General features: G+C 67.5%; 9 protein-coding genes. 3 read left to right on the top strand and 6 right to left on the bottom strand.

The genetic code is table 11. The annotated features are described in order from the left end of the window. Nucleotides 1–66 precede the first annotated feature (66 nt). A complete protein-coding gene (locus Pla123a_RS15085) occupies nt 67–2,004 on the bottom strand; it encodes a rhamnogalacturonan lyase (protein ID WP_146588402.1) in 1,938 nt (645 codons plus the stop codon). A gap of 68 nt (nt 2,005–2,072) precedes the next feature. After that, nucleotides 2,073–4,766: a glycosyl hydrolase gene (locus Pla123a_RS15080; RefSeq protein ID WP_197527992.1), complete on the bottom strand. Its 2,694-nt coding sequence runs from the start codon at nt 4,764–4,766 to the stop codon at nt 2,073–2,075. Between the two features lie 390 nt (nt 4,767–5,156). Here Pla123a_RS15080 and Pla123a_RS15075 point away from each other — a divergent pair, with 390 nt between their 5' ends. Next, nucleotides 5,157–7,142 (top strand): rhamnogalacturonan acetylesterase, encoded by a 1,986-nt coding sequence (locus tag Pla123a_RS15075; RefSeq protein WP_146588398.1) that lies wholly within the window; start codon nt 5,157–5,159, stop codon nt 7,140–7,142. A gap of 37 nt (nt 7,143–7,179) precedes the next feature. Here the strand turns inward: Pla123a_RS15075 and Pla123a_RS15070 are convergent, their stop codons facing one another. The 4 genes from Pla123a_RS15070 to Pla123a_RS15055 form a co-directional block, all read right to left on the bottom strand. Beyond that, nucleotides 7,180–9,534: a glycoside hydrolase family 2 TIM barrel-domain containing protein gene (locus Pla123a_RS15070; protein WP_146588396.1), complete on the bottom strand. Its 2,355-nt coding sequence runs from the start codon at nt 9,532–9,534 to the stop codon at nt 7,180–7,182. A gap of 181 nt (nt 9,535–9,715) precedes the next feature. Then, nucleotides 9,716–11,341, bottom strand: coding sequence for a sodium:solute symporter (locus tag Pla123a_RS15065; protein WP_146588394.1), 1,626 nt, complete (start codon nt 11,339–11,341; stop codon nt 9,716–9,718). 162 nt (nt 11,342–11,503) lie between these two features. Beyond that, nucleotides 11,504–13,804, bottom strand: coding sequence for an efflux RND transporter permease subunit (locus tag Pla123a_RS15060; RefSeq protein WP_197527991.1), 2,301 nt, complete (start codon nt 13,802–13,804; stop codon nt 11,504–11,506). A gap of 223 nt (nt 13,805–14,027) precedes the next feature. Beyond that, nucleotides 14,028–15,167 (bottom strand): PEP-CTERM sorting domain-containing protein, encoded by a 1,140-nt coding sequence (locus Pla123a_RS15055; protein ID WP_197527990.1) that lies wholly within the window; start codon nt 15,165–15,167, stop codon nt 14,028–14,030. Nucleotides 15,168–15,392: 225 nt separating this feature from the next. On the opposite strand from Pla123a_RS15055, the gene Pla123a_RS15050 reads away from it, so the two are divergent. Then, entirely contained in the window at nt 15,393–16,001 is a 609-nt protein-coding gene (locus Pla123a_RS15050; protein WP_146588388.1) for an RNA polymerase sigma factor, read from the top strand. Nucleotide 16,002: 1 nt separating this feature from the next. After that, nucleotides 16,003–19,038, top strand: a complete 3,036-nt coding sequence (locus Pla123a_RS15045; RefSeq protein WP_197527989.1) for a serine/threonine-protein kinase — start codon at nt 16,003–16,005, stop codon at nt 19,036–19,038. Nucleotides 19,039–19,047 lie beyond the last annotated feature (9 nt).

Here is a 19,047-nt window from a genome sequence, read left to right as displayed (position 1 = left end):
GGCGGGCTCGGTTCGGAGCCATTCTCGCCGACACACGAGCCCGCTGGCAAGCGTCGCGAATTCCCCTTACTCTGCCGGCTGAGGCGCCGGTTCGAGCTTGTCGGCCAAGAAGAAGCTCGGCTGCGGCGGCTTGTTGTAAACCACATTCTGCCACACCAGGCCAAGCCGGTACTGCGGGTCCTGCAAAAGCGTTGACAGGCGGTATTCGGTTGGGATGGTCGTGGTATACAGGCGGAGAGATTGGCGGTCGGGCGAAACCAGCAGCAGCTCCTCGCGCCAGTCGCCGAGCAGGTCCCCCTGCAGCGCCGGGCCGGGCTCGGTGGCGATGCCGTCGCACTCGTAGATCACCTCGTCGCGTTTGTTCTCCCAATCCCACTTGGTGACCCGCGTCGTCGCGGGCCACCGCCAGTTGCGGGGCGGCCGCCGGGTGGCCTGCCCCGCCTGTTGGCTCCCGGGTCGGCCGCGGAACGCGCCGCGTCCTGGTGAGAAAAGCTCCCGCTGGGGGTCGCCGTCCCACCAGACGCACCACCTTGAGTTGCGCGGAGCGGCGCCAATCTCTTCGCCGTGCACATCGCGGAGCCCACCGGGCCCACCCCACATCTCTAGGCCGCGGAACCGCGGGTCGATGTCGGCCGCCATGCCGGTCGGCGCGTCGACCGTGGGGCTGAACTGCCACAGCAGCTCGCCGCTCTGGGCGTCGCGCATCGCGATTGCCGGCGTCTGAAACCGCTCGGCGTGCTCTTCGTTCTCCTGGATGGTGAACACTTCCTGGCCGGGACGTTCGGGGTCGATGTCGGTGAGGTACATGGCGTCGCCGTGCCGCAGGCCGGTCGAGTAGAGCCCCTCGCCGTTGTCGTCGACCACCATCGCCTGGTAGACAATCTCGTCGCGGCCGTCGGCGTCGATGTCGCCGACCGACAGGCCGTGGCCCCCCATCCCCGCGTAGGGCGAGGCGTCGCGGTACGGGGGCCGGCTCGGTCCGGTGTCGAACTTCCAGCGGATCGACAGCTTGCCGTCCCGCCAGTCCCAGGCAGTAATCGCCGTGCGTCCGTAGACGCCGCGGCTCATCACGACGCTCGGCCGCTCGCCGTCCAGGTACGCGACCCCGGCCAGGAAGCGGTCGCAGCGGTTGCCGTAGGAGTCGTTGCCGGCGTTGCCGCCGATACCGCCCCAGCCGTCGATCGGATCTCGGTCCGGCACAAAGTCGGCCGTGGCGAGCGCGGCGCCGGTCTGGCCGTCGAAGATCGTAAAGTATTCCGGGCCGTCGAGGATGCGGCCGTTGCGCTGCGAGCCCTCCTCGAGCGTCCGCCAGTCCTTGTCGGGGTCGCCGATAACCTTGCCCTGGCCGTCGGTCGTGCCGTCGGCGGTCTTGCAGGCGACCTCGGCACGGCCGTCACCGTCGAGGTCGTAGACCATGAATTGTGTGTAGTGCTGCCCCTCGCGGATGTTCTTGCCGAGGTTGATCCGCCACAACCGTGTGCCGTCGAGCCGGTACGCATCGAGCACCGGCTCGCCGGTGACGCCGGCCGAACCGTTGTCGCGGCCGCGCGAAGTCTGGTGCAGCACGATCTCGAACTGCCCGTCGCCGTCGAGGTCGCCAACCGAGGCGTCACCGGGGCGGTAGCCGTCGATCGGGTCGATCGGGATCTCCAGGTAATCGTGCTCCCAGAGGGGCGCCGTGGCGGAGCGAGGCTCTTCGGCCCCGGCATAAACCGCGCTGACCTCGTAGCCCACCGCGTCACCCGCGTTCGCGTCCCACGTGCTGGTAGGGCCCAGCAACGGCGAGTCGTTGACCAGCTCGCGTTCACCGCTCTCGGTGACCCGGTAGAGGTTGAAGCCGACGCCGGGCGGGTCGGACGCGAGCAGCCGCCAGCCGGCGAACACGCGCTCGCCCTCCGCCCGCACCGCGACCAGGCCGCGGGTAACGTGCTCTGCCTGCCGCTCGGCCGTAACCGTCGCACAGAGGGTGAGCAGGGCTGCCAGGGTGGAGGGGAAGCGAGTCATGATTCGCCTTTCAGTAGGTCGGCAAACGCCGGAAGCGTTGGCGGGAGGTCGGCAGTCGCTGCCACGCATCACTCGGCAGGGTCGCGCAGCGGGGTCAGGGTGACCGGCCCGGCGAGCCCCATCGGCTCGACCGGCCAGCCCGAGGCGTCGAACTTGCGGTACTTGATGGTCACCAGGTTGATGTCCTTGAAGATCCGCCACGCGACGCCACGGCGGTCGAGGTCGCGGATACGGTTGGCGGCCACGCCTGTGACTTCGATCTCGAGCCTGTTTCGGCCAGGCCTCAGACCCTCGAGCGTGAGGCAATAGTCCGGCCCCAGCAGCACGCCCTGGCTGTCGCCGTTCAAAGCGACTCGCGCGCTGCCGAAGACCTCGCCCAGGCAGAGCCGACAGGCGGTCCCTACGGCCTGCTCCGGCGCACTAAACACGTGCGTGTACCGCGCGGCCCCGCCGAACACCTCTGCCGCCGGGTCATCCGTGTCGGTCCACGGCTGCGGGCCGCTGGTGCTCGCGAAAGACTCCGGCAGGCTTGGGCCGCCGGTGACGTACTCTACCTTCCAATCGCCAGCGAGCGTGATTGGATCGCCCGCTGGTTCATCATACTGCCACGCGGTGGCGCCCGAAGGCTTGCCGGCCGCAATCAGGAATAACGACTCGCCCGCAGGCACTTGAATACGGACCAACTTGCCCCGGACAGCGGCTCCGCCCGCCTGCCCGGACGTCGGATCAACCAGCAGCACCTGCTCTCCGGCAGCCGCGGGATTGATCCACTCGTCGACGGCCTTGTCGGTCGTGTTGCTGAGGAAGTAGAGCACGCCGCGATCGTGACGCTTGCGAAGGAACTTAAGCCCGGATTCAGCCGCCCACGGCTCCAGACGAAGCGGCGCCTTATCGAGTAGCGTCGTGAGGTCGTCGCCGACAGTGGTGGCCTTGCTTAGACGCCTGGCCAGATCGTTGAACTCACGGCGGTGGGCCGCCCACTCGCCTTGCGATTCTGCGCCCTTGAGCCCAGGAGGGCTAGTGGGGACTCCCCCCTCGACCAGCACGGGGCAGCCGGACTCGGCCAGCTCGACCAGCTTGGTGAGTGTCGCGAGCGGCATGTGCTCGGTCCGCGGCACGACCACCGCCCGGTAGCCGGCGCCGGGGGCCTTGATGCGGTTGTCGCCGGCTGCTTCGCATTGCTGCAGCAGCGCGTCGGAGATGAAGTCGAACGTGCAGCCGTGGTGGTCGAGCGCCTCGGCGGCGTCGCCGCACGGATGGCCCTCGAACCAGCGCTCGAAATTGTGCACGCGCACATCCTTCCGCAGCCCGTTCGGGTCGTGCCAGAAGTCGTGCAGCGGCCAGTAGAGCAGCACGTCGTTGTCGGGCTGAGACGACTGCAGCAGCGATTGGCAGCGGGTAATGTACTGGTTGAGGCTCGGCAAGTCGCGCCAGATCGGGTTCTGTGGGTTCACCTGGGTCGACGCGTAGAACAGCCAGCCGGGCCAGGCGGCGTCGGCGGGCGAGTAGGCCGTGCCGTGGTAGAACAGGTGGTTAACGCCGCTGAGGATCTGGCGATCGACCAGTTGCTTGACCTCCGCGAGCGTGACATGGAAGTGCTCGTCGAGCCACGTTGCGCTCTCACTCGAGGTCAACGGTTTCCCCGCCACGTTGGCCGCGGACGACGCAAACTTCAGCGCCATGATCTTCGCATCGCCACCGTGCAGCCGGCCGAAGCTCTCGGTCTCCGGGATGTCGCACGCGGCGTACAGGTCCAGCCAGTTGGCGGGCGAGCCGTGCGACTGATTGCGGGCGAGCATGCCGTGCTCGTGCGACCAGTCGACCCACGGCTTCACTAGGTCGTCGCGAACCAGGTCGGCCAGCGTCTCGCGGTAGTCGCACTTAACCCTCGCGACAAGGTCGGCCTCGCCCTCGCCGGAAAGCTCTTCGAGGTGCTCCTCAAGCCGGTAGCCGCGGCGCTCGTAGAACTCCGCGAAGAACTCGGGCTGCCAGTCGCCCTCGTACTCAAAAGAGTCGTGGAACTGCGCGCGGATGCCGGGGAGCTGGTCGAGCGTCGAGCCAAAGTCGGTCAGGAAGGCGTCGACCGAGCGGCGCCAGAACGGGTTGATGTTCAGGCCCTCGCCGCCTGGCCCAGGGCGTTTGACCTTGTCACCGGCCCAGCGGTAACCAGCGGTGGTGATCGTCCAGTCGCCGGCCGGCACGTCCCACTCGATCCGGCCATCCCTGATCTTGTCGGTCAGGTTGACGACCTCGCCCCCGGCCGACTGCGCGGTGGCGGCCTGCAGCGTGACGCGGCTGCTGTCGTAGGCGAACTCACTCGGACCGACGCACTTCCTTGTGTCTAGCACCAGCCGAGAGTTCGCTAGATCCGCCGTCTGGTTGGGCCCTCCCATCCGCCAGCCCGACCCGGCCGGGATGTCGACCCCCATCCCGAGCCGCTCGGCCTCGGCGATAACGTGCTGCACGGCCTTGACCCACTCTGCCGAACGGTACTGGAGGTCGCGGTCGTCATTGTCCTGCACGCCGTAGATGCAGGTGATTTCTACCCCGCCGATGCCAACCGAGTGGTACTCCTCGAGCAACCGCGTCAGGTTCTCGGCGTCCACAGCCGAGCCGTGCCACCACCAGCGGGTCCAGGGACGCGCGGTCTGGGTCGCCTCGGGCCACTCAAAAGACGCCGCGTCCTCTTGTGCAGGAGCGACCACCGCGGGAGCCAGCGCCAGCAGCAACGCCGCGGCATACTTGAATAGATGAGCAGTCAAAGCAGCATTCCTGTGGCGTCTTGCCTGCCGATCCGGCCGACAACGCGTTACATGTTGATGAGTTTGCGTAAGCGGCGCCGTGCAACGCGGCGGCAACTCGCCTGCGGCGCCCCCCGTCCGCTGCCTGAAGTCTACCCGGTGAGGGACCGCAATGGCGCCCTGCGGCAGCGTGATGAGCGTAGGCCGATCGACCACCTATGTTACCCCGGCAACACTGCAAGGGTCCGCAGGCACTCGGCACGATTCCGCAATTGCCCGCCCCTATTCCGCAAGCGGTCTGGCAATTCCGCACCAGCGTTTCCGGTCGCGTCGCCTGCGTGCTACGCTGATTCGCTTCGAATCGTTTGCCTTCGGCGTCGCGCGAATCGCCATCAATCCTACCGCCTACCGATGTTACAACACCCGACTATCGCTTCTCGCGTTTCCCTACTCGCCGGCTTCTTTGGACTCGCGGCTGGGGTGCTCCTTGCAGCGCCTTCCGCCTCGGCAGCGGACACTGGGACGCAAGGCAACCAAACCGCCAGCGCACCGCCCCGTCCGGCTACGCTGTTTCTGATCGGAGACTCGACCGTCAAAAACGGCAGCGGCAAGGGAGACGGCGGCCTGTGGGGCTGGGGCCAGGTGCTGCAGTCGCACTTCGATCTCAACCGGCTCGTGGTCGAGAACCGGGCGCTCGGCGGGCGGAGCAGCCGCACGTATCTCACCGAAGGGCTGTGGGCGAAGACCCTCGACCAAATCCAGCCAGGCGATTACGTGCTCATGCAGTTCGGCCACAACGACGGCGGCAAGCTGTTCGAAAGCGACCGCCCCAGGGCGTCGCTGCCGGGAAACGGCGACGACGTCCGCGAGGGCACGGTGGTCATGACTGGCAAGCACCAGACCGTGCACAGCTACGGCTGGTACCTGCGAAAGTACATCGCCGAAACGAAGCAGAAGGGCGCAACGCCGATCGTGCTCTCGCCCATTCCCCGCGACCAGTGGCGTGAAGGGCATGTCGTCCGCGCGGGTGGCGACTACGGCCAATGGGCCAAGGATGCGGCCGCGCAGGCCGGCGCCGACTTCGTCGACCTCAACACAATCGTCGCCGACCGGTACGACGAGACCGGGCAGGCCGAGGTCCAGGCCACCTACTTCACGCCCACCGACCACACCCACACCAGCGAGGCGGGCGCCAAGCTCAATGCCGCCTGCGTCGTCGCGGGCATTCGCGGCCTCAACGATCACGATCTCAAACAGTTCCTGCTGCCACCGTCCAACGAACCGGCAGCGCGGCTAGACTTTGGCGTTGCCGAGCCGGAAGCTGGGTTCACTGGCCTGAACGAGGCCGTTGCGTACTCGGATGAGCACGGGTACGGTTTCCTAAACACTTCGAAGCTCACGTTCCCGTCTGGCGACCGCGCTGGATCGGTTTCAAGCGATGCCGAGTTTATGCTGTCGATTATCGTTCCCGATAGGAACCACTTGGTGCGGGTGACCTTCGGCAGCCCGACCAGGCCATCGGCCACAAGCGTCGAGTGTGAACTGCGGCGGAGGATGACCGACGAGGTCCGGCTGCAGGCGGGGCAGTTCGAGACCAAAGAATTCTTGGTCAACACCCGCACCAAAGTGCTGCCCCACGGAAAGCAGGTAAGGCTGAAACCGCGCGAAGAAGAATCCGAGAGCGTCGCTTGGGACAGCCGCTTGTCGCTTCGCTTCTACGGAGAGAATCCTAGCGTCGCCAAGCTAGAGGTGCTGCCGGCGCCTGCCGTGCCAACCGTTTACCTGCTGGGCGACTCGACCGTGGCCGACCAGTACGTGGCGCCGTGGGCGAGCTGGGGTCAGAAGCTGCCGCGCTACTTCGGGTCGAACGCCGCGGTCGCGAACCACTCCGAGTCGGGGGAAACGATCGCCGCGTCGTGGTCGCGGGGGCGGTGCGACAAGATCCTCTACTCGGTGCAGCCGGGCGATTGGCTACTCATCCAGTTCGGCCACAACGACATGAAGAGCAAACGCGACGACGCCGTCCAGCGTTACCGGGAAGACCTCCGCCGGCTGGTCGTTGCGGCGAGGGAGCGGGGCGCCGCGCCGGTCCTAGTGACCTCGATGGAGCGGAAGTCGGGGATCGAGCAAGACACGCTCGGCGCCTACCCCCAGACGATGCGGGACCTGGCGGCCGAGGAGCAGATCCCGCTGATCGACCTGCACGCCCGCAGCCGCGAGCTGTACCGGGTGCTGGGCAGCCGGGTCTCCGACATCTTTCAGGATGGCACGCACCACAACGATCTCGGCGCCGAGATGCTGGCGGCGTGCGTCGTAGACGGGATCCGGGCGAACCTGCCCGGCCTTGCCGAGCTGCTCACAGACGCGGAGCCGGTGCGTCCCCAACACGGAAGATGACGCAGGAACGGCGTTCCGCCCTCACCCGCCCGGCGGGCTATTCCTCGACAGTAAATCTGACTTTTCCAGACGCAAGGCCAGGCGAGTCGGCGGTCACGGTGACCTGGCCGGCGCCGCCTACGGCCTGCAGGAACGCGACGCACCGGCCCTGGAACGTGGTGCGGCGGTCTGACTGGAACGGCTCGAGGCTGACGATCGAGCCGTTGTCGACTGCGACCACCTCGGCCGGTCCTGAAACCTTAAACACGATCTCCTGTTCAGCCCGTGGCAGCACCGTGCCGTGCTCATCGACGATGCGGGCGTCGACGACGGCCATCTGCTCCCAGCCCGGCTTGATCGCGTCCTGGCGACAAGCGAGCTCGATCCGCGCAGCCGACCCAGCGGTGCGGAGTACGTGCTTGACCGTCTCACCTTCCTCGGTGCGGCCCACGGCGACCAGCTCGCCTGGTTTGTAGTCCACCCGCCAGGCACGTGGGCCCGCGTCCCGCGGCAGCTTCTTCGCTGCCAGTGACTCGCCGTTGAGCAGCAGCTCTACCTCTTCGCAGTTGCTGAAGACCTCGACCTGCTCGGCGTGGGCCTCCTGGTTCCGCGGCGTCCAGTCGGGGAACAGCACCTGACGGCGTTTCCACTCGACCACCTCGTAGCCGGGGTCGGTCGGGGTTTTCTCGGTCGGGGCGATGCGGCGGAACGCCTGCACCATGGGGCGATCGCTCCACCAGCTCTGCCGCTCGTATCCCCGTGGGTGCGTGTGGCCCGTTCGGTCGATTAGACCCAAGTCGAAGGTAGTTACCGGCCAGCGGCGGGACTCGCCGAGGTAGTCGATCCCGACCCAGAGGAACTGGCCCGAGTGTTGGGGATTGTCGCGGCACTCGAGCCAAGTGCGGCGGTCGTGGCCCTGCTCGGTGCCAACGATTTTACGCGTCGGATCGTCGACGTGCGCCTGCAGCAGCTCGCTGTCGCGGTAATTGGTGCCGATCACGTCGAGGATGTCCGCTAGGCCGTTGTCGTAGTCGTGGGTCACATTGGGCCGGAAGAGCCCCTGGGTCACCGGCCTGGTCGGGTCGACCTCGTGGCACGTGTCGACCAGCCGGCGGAGAATCCGCTTCGCCTGGACCTCCTTGTGGGTGTCACGGATCTCGTTGCCGACGCTGTAGAGCACGATGCAGGGGTGGTTCCGGTCGCGGACGAGGGTGTCTCGGAGATCGCGGTCGGACCACTCGGCGAAGTATTTGTGGTAGTCGTGGGTCCGCTTGCCCATTTCCCAGCAGTCGAAGAACTCGTCCATTACCATCATGCCGAGCCGGTCGCAGAGGTCGAGGAACTCCGGCGCCACCGGGTTGTGACTGGTGCGAACCGCGTTCACGCCCAGCTCTTTCAGCTTGGCGAGGCGGTCCTCCCACCAGCCGGGCGGGACCGCGGCCCCCAGGGCGCCGCCCGCGTGGTGCAGGCAAACGCCCTTGAGTTTGAGGTTCTCGCCGTTCAGCCAGAAACCAGAATCAGCGAGAAACTCTGCCTTGCGGATTCCAAAGGCGGTCTCAACCCGGTCGACTACTTTTCCACTGACGACGACCTCAGTGCGGAGCGTGTAGAGCGTCGGCGCGTCCACGCTCCAGCGTCGCGGGTTGGCTAGCGGCAACTCGCCGCCTGCTTCGGCAACCGTGCCAGCTGGGACCGCGCCGCTCGCCTCGGCAGCGGCTGCTTCGGCTCCATCGGGGCCGATCACCGTCGCACGCACGACAAAGTCTTGTGCGTCATGTCGGTGGTTCCGCACCGCGACCTGGTACGCGACCGTGGCGGCTTCGGCCTCCGCCTGCGGTGTGGTGATGTAAACGCCGTTGTAGGCCACGTGCACGGGCTCGACGGTGACCAGCCGCACGTGCCGGTAGACGCCGCTGCCGGTGTACCACCGCGACGCCACCTGCTGGGACGTGTCGGCCCGCACGGCGAGCACGTTTTGCTCGCCAGCCGGATTCAGGTGCTCAGTCAGCTCGTAACGGAAGCTCACGTAGCCGTTGGGTCGGTGGCCGAGGGGATCGCCATTGATCCAGACGTCGCTGTTGGCCATGACGCCGTCGAACTCAACGAAGACGCGGCGGTCGCCCAGGTCGGCGGGCGTCGGGAACGACTTGCGGTACCAGCAAACGCCAGTCGGCAAAAACGCGCCCTCGCCGCCCGCTGGGTTGTCCTTGCTGAACGGCCCGGCGATGGTCCAGTCGTGCGGCAGGTCGACCGAGTCCCAAGCGGCGTCGTCCCAGTCGGGCGCCTCGGCGCCGGCGTGGTCGCCTTTTGCAAAGCGCCACCCCTGGTCGAACAAGCGGGCTTCGCGTGGCGATTCCGCGACTGCGGCGCCGGCGAGCAGGACGAGGGCGACAACTCCATGAATCCGATTCATAAGTGGGCGATTCGCGGCGTGAGCTGCCGCGACCGATGGGGGACAAGAAGCGAGAACGACGATCCCGCTCGATCCTCATTCATCACGCCGCAGGCGTCAAGCAGACCAGCCGATCGCCAACAGCGCGGCGCCACTCGAATGCAAACCCGCCGCCATCGAACGCAAGATCGCCGCGAAATGGCTAGCTCGGCGGTTGCTTCGCAGCCCGAACGCCCGACACCAGCAACCCCGTAAGCAATATCGTCAGCGTGCCGACAACCGTCACCATAAAGCTGTGGAACGGGCTGCGGAGATGCTCGTATCCGGCAGGCCACCAGGACGTGTTCGAGAACACCATCCAGGCAATTACCAGCAGTCCCACCGCGACCGCCAAGGCCCCGGCGGCGTTGTCGGCGCGACGGCTGATCTGGCCGAGCAGGAACAGCCCGACGATCCCGCCGCTGAGCACGCTGGACAGGGTCCACCACAGGTCGAGCGCGCTCTCGGTCAAAGAGACCAGCGCCAGCGCCATCCCGACGCCCATCGCGCCCCACAGCACCGTGGCGCCACGGAGCACCAGCATCCGCGCCTGCTCGCTCGCGTTCGGATGGACAAACCGCTGGTAGAAGTCGGTCATGACGAGCGTCGCTGAGGAGTTAAGCGACGTCGAGACCGTGCTCATCGCCGCGGCAAACACCGCGGCGATCAACAGTCCGGTGACGCCGGGCGGCAGGTGCTTCGCGATGAACAGCGGGAAAGCCCGGTCGCCAAGCTTGGCTTCGCTGACCTCGGCGGCGGTCGCTTGGAGCCGCGCGTCGTAGTCGGCGGCAGCGTCCGGCTCCGCGTCCTGTGCCGGGGCGGCGAATCCCTCCTGCACGAGCTGCTGCCGGGCGGCCGCGAGCCGCAGCTCTTGCATGTCCTCGGGGTGGGCGGTGTAGAACGCGAACAGCGAGGTGCCGATGAAGAAGAACAACGCGCTCACCGGCACGTAGAGCAGCCCGCCCAGCCAGAGGCTGCGCCGCGCCTGCTGGTCGCTGCCAGCCGCCAGGTAGCGTTGGACGTAGCTCTGGTCGATGCCAAAGTTCTTGAGGTTCTCGAAGAACCCGTAGGCGAGGACCACCCACACCGTGGGAGAAGAAAAGATCGTCGGGTCCCACGACCCGAGCGAGAACTTGTTGTTCTCGGTCGCGATGGTCAGCACCTCTCCTGCCCCGCCCGGCAGTCCCGCCAGCATCACGACGGTCGCCACCACGGCGCCCCCCATCAGCACGATGGCCTGGATGGCGTCGCTCCAGATCACGGCGACAATGCCGCCGATAAACGAGTAGACCGTCACCGCGACGCCGGTCAGCAGGATAACGGTGATGATGTTCCAGCCGAAGATCACCGCCATCGGCAGCGCCATCAGGTACATCACCACGCCCATCCGCGCAATCTGAAACAGCAAGTAGAACGCGCTGGCGTAGATCCTCGCCCAGGCGCCGAACCGCCGCTCGAGCAACGCGTACGCCGAGACCTCATCGCTCGCCCGGTAGTAGGGCAGGAACCACTTAACCGCGATAAAGGTCGCGAGCGGGATCGCCAGCGAGAACACAAACGGGTTCCAGTTCCCCGAGAACGATTTGCCCGGCAGCGCCAGGTAGCTAATGCTGCTCAGGTAGGTCGCGAAGATCGACAACCCGCACAGCCACGCGGGTAGCGACCGCCCGCCCACGGTGAACTGCTCCGACGAGCGACCCCGGGCCGAGAACAATAGCCCCAGCGACATCACCCCGACGAAGTAGCCACACAGCACAATCCAGTCGATCGTGTAGAAGTGGGTCTGCATCCGTTTTGCCTCGCCGCTTCCCTGATCGGCTCCCGCCCGTGTTGCTCAAGTCCCGCCAACCACCGGCCGTTGGTCGCGGATTGCTTGGGCACACTCTAAACGCCTGGGCTTGCCGGCTCAACCGAATGACCTAAAAGCGGGCCGACGTTGCAACGCCGCGACTCACGCGGCGGCAACAAGCGGCGCCGCCGGCTCGTCGGCTGGCTCGTCGGCCGGCTCGCTGTCGATTGGCGCCGCCGCGAGGAAGCGGCCCAGCGGACCCAACAGCAGAGCAGGCAGCACGACCAGGTCGCCCACCAGCGCCAGACCAAGCAGGATCGCCATGCCGGACGCGAACCGGCTGGTGGGCAGGAAGTCGCTCATGGCGAACACCAACAGGCCCAGGCCGCAGCAGATCGAGGTCTGAATCATCGCCGGCCCGCAGTGCCGCATCGCAAACCCAACCGCCTCGGTGCGGTCGGTCGAGCGCGGAAGCGCGCGGCGGTAGAACGTCAGAAAGTGCAGCGTGTCGTCCACCGCGATCCCCAATGCAACGCTCGCCGTCATCACAACACCGATGTCGATTGGGTGTCCGCGGTAGCCAAGCCAGCCGAAGAACAGCGCGAGCGGGAACACATTCGGAACCATCGCCAGCACACCGGCCGCAATCCCGGCCTGCGCGAGGGTCATCACCACGACGATCAGCGCTAGTGCGGCGGCGAAGCTGCTGAGCAGGTCCGACAGGAGCTGCCCCTGAATCTCGTGAACCAGCGGCATCACGCCCGTGGTGTTGGTCGCCAGACCGGTCCTGACCGCGGCGGGGTACTGGTTCAGCCGCTCGGCGACCACACGCCGCACGCGTTCGAGCAGCTTGCCGTAGTCGGCCGAGCCGAGCGCCGAGGTCCGCGTGGTGAGCCGCCAATGCTCGCCGGCCGGCGTCCGTCGCCACAGCCCGATCCGATCGAGCACGGGGCCGAGCTGCAGCACCGCCTCGTGCTCGGCCTGCTGGAGCACCTCGGGCGGGACCTCAGGGAACGGCGGGACGCAGCTCGCCGCCGAGATGCACTTCGAGAGGCCCGGCTCTTGAGCCAGGCGACTGCTCAGGTCGCTGACCAGGGTGAGTCGGTCTCGGTAGCCGAGCGGCGAACGGTTGTCGAACGACAGCGTCACCTCGAGCGGCACCGTCGGGCCGAGGTGCTCCTCGATCCAGCGGTAGTCCTCAATCACACGACTGTCGGCGGCAAACATTGTTTCGATCCGGACCGAGGTCTGGATGGACGCGGCCTGCCAGCCGCCCACCACGACAGCGCCGATTCCCAGTACGGTCAGCGCGGGCGCCCAGCGGCTAGTGAGCCGGGCCCAGGCCTCCCAGCCGAGCGTCCGCGACCCTGTCGGCGCCAAACCGCGCCGCGACCGGCGTGCTGGCCAGAACGTGTAGCACGCCGGCAGCAGGCCCAGCAGCACGCCGAGCGTCAGCAGCACCCCGGCGGCCGAGTAGGCGCCGAACAGGCGGATCGGCTCGAGCCGGCTCGCCATCAGCGACGCCATCCCAATCGCGGTGGTCGCCGACGAGAGGGCGCACGGCAGCCAGCCGGCGCGGATGGCCTCGGCGATCCGCTTGCTGGTCGGGGTGATGTCGGAAAGGTCGAAGTAGTAGTTGGTCAGGTGCACGCCGCCGGAAACCGCCAGCACCTGGATCAGCGGCGGCAGGACAACTAGCAGCGCGCTCATTGACTCGCCCGAGTAGTAGACTAAGGCGAGCGTCGCGCCCTGACAGAACATCGCCAGCCCGAACACGACGACCGCCGCACGGAGCGAGCGGAGGTTGAACCAGCAGAGGGCGAACACCAACGCCGCCGAAGGAGCCGCGTACCGCGAGAGCGTGTCGCGGCTAGCCTGATCGACCGACAGTCCGTCGATCACCGGCCCCGCCATGCGGACCTCCCCCGGGGCGACGCCACAGAAGTCGTGCGCCGCCTGACGCAGCAGCCCCACCAGGCGTTCCCGCCGCTTGAGCCCCTGCTCGCCGAAGGTCACCACCACGGCGGTGGTTTGGCCATCGGGTCCGATCAGGTAGCCACGCAGCCGTGCGGATGCCTCATCGGGGGTGAGGCTCAGCCCCTCGGCGAACGCCGCGGCTTGCCCCAATTGGGCCAGCGCCTCGCGTCCCGACACGACCCCACTGAACAGCCACTCGCCGTTGTCATCGCGGAACACCGGCGCGGTGCGGATGACGGCCGAGAGTCGGTCGAGCCGCTCGTCCTGGACCGTGGCGCCCGGCCAGCTCATCACCACAACGTCGCCCGGGCCGAACAGCTCGCAGTGCTGGTCGTAGCTGGCGCGGGGATGGAAATCGGCATCGACCCAGTCGACCGGCGAGTTGTTGTTGGACTCCATCGCGTGGATGGCGCCAATCACGACCGCCGGCGCCGCTATCAACGCGTAGAGCAACAGCAGGCGTAGCCGCGGCCGGTGAGCTTCCATTCCAATTTGCGTCTCTTCGACCCTGGTGCGATCGCCGCCGGGCAAACTTCCGTTGCGTGCCCGGCGCCAGCGGGCCCCATGAATACCCGTTAAGCGATTCGATGGATAGACGAACCTCGGCGGTCGCGGTTGACCGTTGGCGTTCTGCGGGTCGGCGGCCAAACAGAAAACGACCCTGGGCCTGCGCCCAGGGTCGTAGTGCCCCGTCTGAAATTGTTTGCAGCTAGCGTCGCCGGCGGCTGCAACCGCCAATCGCCAGCAGCAGCAGCGACGCCGCAGCGGGCTCGGGCACGCCGGCCGCGGCAGGCGGCGCGTCGAGCACATGGCCGTAGTGGTCCGACCAGACGCCCCGGTCGTCGTCGTCGATCATGCCGTCATCGTCGCCGTCGGCGAGGTAGTGGTCTTCCGAACCGTAGTTGTCCCGCCAGGCGGTATAGTCGGCGGCGTTCACAAGGCCGTCGCCGTTAAAGTCGCCGTAGACCCGGTCGGGCGGGGCCAGGTTGGCCGCCACCATGTTCGCGGAGATAAACTGCCCAAGCTCACCGGCCGGCGGCTCCGGCAGGTCCTGGTCCAGGAACAGCGAGATCGGCTCGTTCTCCTCATCGTACGGGCCGGTATACTCGTAGTACTCGTACCTGCGGATGATCGCGTGGACCTTCTCCTCGTCGATCTCGTCCTCGGCCTGGTCCATCTTGCCGCCCTCGAGCAGCTCCCACTCGGTTTCGGTCTCGCCGATGCCCTCGGGCACAATGCCGTTGCCGGACATCAGCTCCGCCAGGTCGACCGCCCGTTCGATCTCGGTCTTGAAGACCTTCATCCAGACCGAGTCGGGCTTCTGCTCGATGACCTCGACCGGCTCAACCTCGGCCCGCAGGATCGGGTTGCCGCCGCCGTTCGCGACGTACGACCAGGTCGGGACCGGCACCTGCTCCGGCCCGCTCCCAATACGGTTCCCGTTGACGTCGAGCCAGAAAAAATTAGAGGCGGAAGGTTGGGCGCCGACCGTCGAGAAGCCGAAGTGCTCGCACCCGGGAGTGCCGACACAGGTGTGCCCGTTGGTCGACTGCCCTACCGTGGGGGCAAGGAACTCTTGGCCGCCGAAGTTGTAGCCTTCGTAGACGACCCGGACGCCAAAGGAGCCGGCGCCGTCGTCGTAGGAGCTGATGGTCTTGTTCGCAAAATGCGCCGGAAAGAATCGGCTGACGCCTTCCGGGTGGATGCCCTCGAGCTCGATCTCGGCGCCGTGGACCTCGGTCTCGGTCTCATTGAAGACGTCGAAGTTAGACATTGTTCCGTAGATCGAGGCCCTCGCTAGCGGCGTGGCGAGGAGCGCCGCGACGGCGGCGGCGGTGAAGAGTCGCATTTGTGTGGCTCCGTAAGTGGGTCTGTACGTGAGGGGGTCCCGACGATCAGTCGCCGTTGTGGCGGGCGATCGGTCGTCTGTCAGGAAGAGCCCCGGCCGCCGGACGAGACCGCCACATTTGACCGAAAAAGGGTGATTTTCCTCCTCACCTCCGTAATTGCCAAAAAAGCCTGGCGGATATACTGGAGGGTCGCGGCTCCTCATTGCTAGAAGCCTCCAAGCCTTATGACGACGCCTCCTCCCATCAGCGCCCAATCCTCACTCTCCGACCGCTCGCTGCTGCGCCGCTTCCGGTCGGGCGAGCAGGACGCCGCGACCGAAATCTACGTCCGCTACGCGCGGCGGCTGCAGGCGTTGGCGTCGAAGCAGACCGGGGCGGACCTCGCGGCGCGGTTCGACCCCGAGGACGTCGTGCAATCGGTCTTCCGCACGTTCTTCCGCCGCGCCTCGACCGGCTACTACGACGTGCCCGCCGGCGAAGAGCTCTGGAGGCTGCTGCTGGTGCTCTCGCTCCACAAGCTGCGGGACCTGGCGGGGCGGCATCGCGCCCAGAAACGCGACGTATCGCGGACGTGGTCGGTGCAGGAGAACGAATCCACCTCCAACGCAGTCTCGCAAGACGACCAGCTCGCCTACAGCAGCCTGCGGATGGTGGTCGCCGACCTGATCAGCGACCTCCCCGAGTCAAACCGGCAGATCATCGAGCTGCGGATCGAGGGGCACGAGGTCGCGGAGGTCGCCGCGCTGTCGGGCCGTTCGAAGCGGACAGTAGAACGGACCCTGCAGCAGTTCCGTGAGCGGCTGCGGTCGCTCATCGACGCGGGAGACAACTAGCGTGATCCAATCCCGCAGCACGCCGTCGCTTGCGCCAGAAGCCTGGACCGAGGTGGCGGAGTACGTCGAACGCTACGAGCAGGCCGCCGGCGATGGCGGCGTTGTCGCACTGGCCCGCTTCCTCCCCGCGGCGGGCCACCCACTGCGCTGCCGCGTCGCGGTCGAGCTAGTGCGGGTGGACCTAGAGCGGCGGTGGGAGCAGGGTCGGCCACGGCCGCTCGCCGATTACCGCGACGAAACGCCCGAGCTGTTCGACGACCCCGCGCTGCTCAGCGAGGCGGCGTACGAGGAGTTTCGCCTGCGTCGCCAAGCGGGCGAGCAGGTGTCGCGCGACGAGTACGCCGACCGGTTTGGGACACCGACCGACGCCTGGCCGCGGGTCGAGGCCCCCTCGCTGACTGGCGAGGTAGGGCGTCGCGCGGACGGCGTGACCCTGCCCGCCGTTGGCGACTCACTCGCCGGTTTCCGGCTGCTGCGAGAGTTGGGGCGCGGGGCCTTCGCCACCGTGTTCCTCGCCGAGCAGAACGACCTCGCCCACCGACCGGTAGCGCTCAAGGTCTCGCGTCGCCGATCGGTGGAGCCCGAGCACCTGGCACGGTTGCAGCACACCGGCATCGTCCCGATCTACTCGGTCCACGAGTCGGGCGGTTTGACCGCGGTCTGCATGCCGTACCGCGGCGACCGCACCCTCGCCGATGTGCTCCGCGGCGAGGCGCCCGATGTCGCCCTCCGCAGCACGGTCGCCCGCCGCCACGAAAAGACTATTCGGGCCGCACGCAAAGCGGCGCCGCACGGATCGCCCCAACCCGCCTTGGTCACTCAGCAGCAGTCGAGCGAACACCGCCGGCTTGTCATTGACGACGCGGTTCAATTGGTCCGGGACCTGGCTCTGGCGCTGGCCCACGCGCACCAGCGTGGGATCGTTCACCGCGACCTGAAACCGGCGAACGTCCTCATCGGCGACGACGGCCGCCCACTGCTCCTCGACTTCAACCTCTCCGACGACGCGACCGCCCTCGACAAGGAGTCGCTGACGGTCGGCGGCACGGTTCCTTACATGGCGCCCGAGCACCTGCTCGCGGTGCAGACTGGCGGGCCGATCGGCGAGGCGTGCGACCTCTACTCGCTCGGCGTCATCCTGTTCGAGACCCTCACCGGACGCCGACCGTTTGCCGACCTCGACCGCACAGGCGACGACGCCTTTGTCGAGGCGCAGACCCAGCGCAGCGTCCCTCCGCCGCCCGCGTCGTCGCTTGAACCAACCGTACCCGCCTCGCTCGACGCCCTCGTGGCGAAGTGCTTGGCCCCCAAGCCGAGCGATCGCTACGCGTCGGCGGACGACCTGGCTGAGGATCTCGACCGACACCTGGACTCGCTGCCGCTGCGGCACGCGTCCAACCCGTCCTGGCGGGAACGCTGCCAGAAGTGGCGGCGCAGGCACCCCCGCATCGCGTCGGGCGGCGCCGTGGCCGCCATGTCGGCCGCCCTGCTCGCGGCGGTGGCGTTGCTGTGGGTCAGCCGCACCGACTACTTGAAGACCCTCGAAGCAAACGCCCACTTCGCCTCGTTCCAGGAACGGCTGACGCCGGCTCGGCTATCACTGAGCGTTCCCAACACCGACCTCGAGCTGCTCCGCGACGGCGTCACGCAGGGCGAGGCCGCGCTCGACGAGTACGTCAGCGAGCCCAATTGGCTGCAATCGAACGAGGTGCGACGTCTGACGCCCGAGCACCGGCGCCGCCTTTACGGCGATCTGGCCGAACTCGCCTACTACGTCGCCCGCGGCGAGCTGCTGCTGAGCCGAGGCGTCGAGCCAAACCGGGCGGGCCTCGAGAGGGCCCTGGCGGCCAACGACCTGGCGACCGGGATTCTGGGCGCCGACGCAGCCGCCGCACGCGTTCAACGCGAGGCGATTGCTTCGCTGATGGCAGACGACTTGCCGGCCGCACCGGCGTTTGGGGTGAGCCACGCGAGCCACATCGAGTCCTACCTCGACGCGCAGCAGCAACTCGAGAGCGGCGCCTACCGCGCGGCGTCTGCGTCGTTGTCGGCGGTGCTCACTCAGACTCCCACCGACCCGGTCGCCTGGCTGCTGACCGGCAACGCGTTGGCGGCCCTGGGCGAGTTTGCGGACGCCGAGGCGGCGTTCACGCTGTCGCATTCGCTGCAGCCGCGGTCGTACATCGCGTCGTACAACCGGGCTTTGTGCCGGAGCCAACGCGGCCGCCACGCCGAGGCAATCGCCGATCTCGACGCGGTGCTCGAGCTGCGTCCTAGCCTCGTGTGCGCAATGCTCAACCGAGGGCTGGCCCGCCAGGCGCTGGGGCAGCCCGACAAGGCGCTGCACGACTTCGACGCTGCCATCGCCACCGGCAACGCCCCGCCCCGGGCCTACTTGCTGCGGTCGCGCCTGCGTCGCGGCGCAGGCGACCTCGACGGCGCCAAGCGGGACCTCCAGGCGGCCCTCGCTCTTGTGCCGGTTGACGAAGCAGGCTGGGTCGCCCGCGGGATCGCCCGGCTCGCAGACGACCCCAGAGCGGCGCTCGCCGATTTCCAGACCGCCTTGCGACTCTACCGTGGTTCGCGGGACGCCCTGAAGAACATCGTCTATGTGTCGGCCGACCGCCTAGACTTGCAGGACGACGCAATGCGGGCCCTCGACGCCCTGACCGCCGCCAACCCCGGCGACGCGTCGGCGTTCGCTGGCCGAGCGGTGCTGAAGGCGCGACAAGGCCTGCGTGATGAGAGCCTGAAAGACGTCAAGCTGGCGCTGGCGAAGAGCGACTCGCCGCTTATCCGGTTGCAGTGCGCGTGCGCATTGTCGCTCACCGCGGCGACCACCAATGCCGATTCCGACTGCGGCCTCCGGCTCCTGTCACAGGCCCTCGACCAGGACCCTCGGCTGTTCGCCCGGGCGGCGGTCGACCCAGACCTCAAGACCCTGCGATCGACCGACAAGTTCCGCCGGTTGGCCGACGCCTACCGCGACCTCGCAACTGCTAAACGTGAAATCCTTGGCGGCCCAGGCGCCAACTAGCCGAGACTC

Source organism: Posidoniimonas polymericola (assembly GCF_007859935.1).
GTDB classification, from domain to species: domain Bacteria; phylum Planctomycetota; class Planctomycetia; order Pirellulales; family Lacipirellulaceae; genus Posidoniimonas; species Posidoniimonas polymericola.
This window is presented reverse-complemented; position numbering and strand designations above follow the sequence as displayed.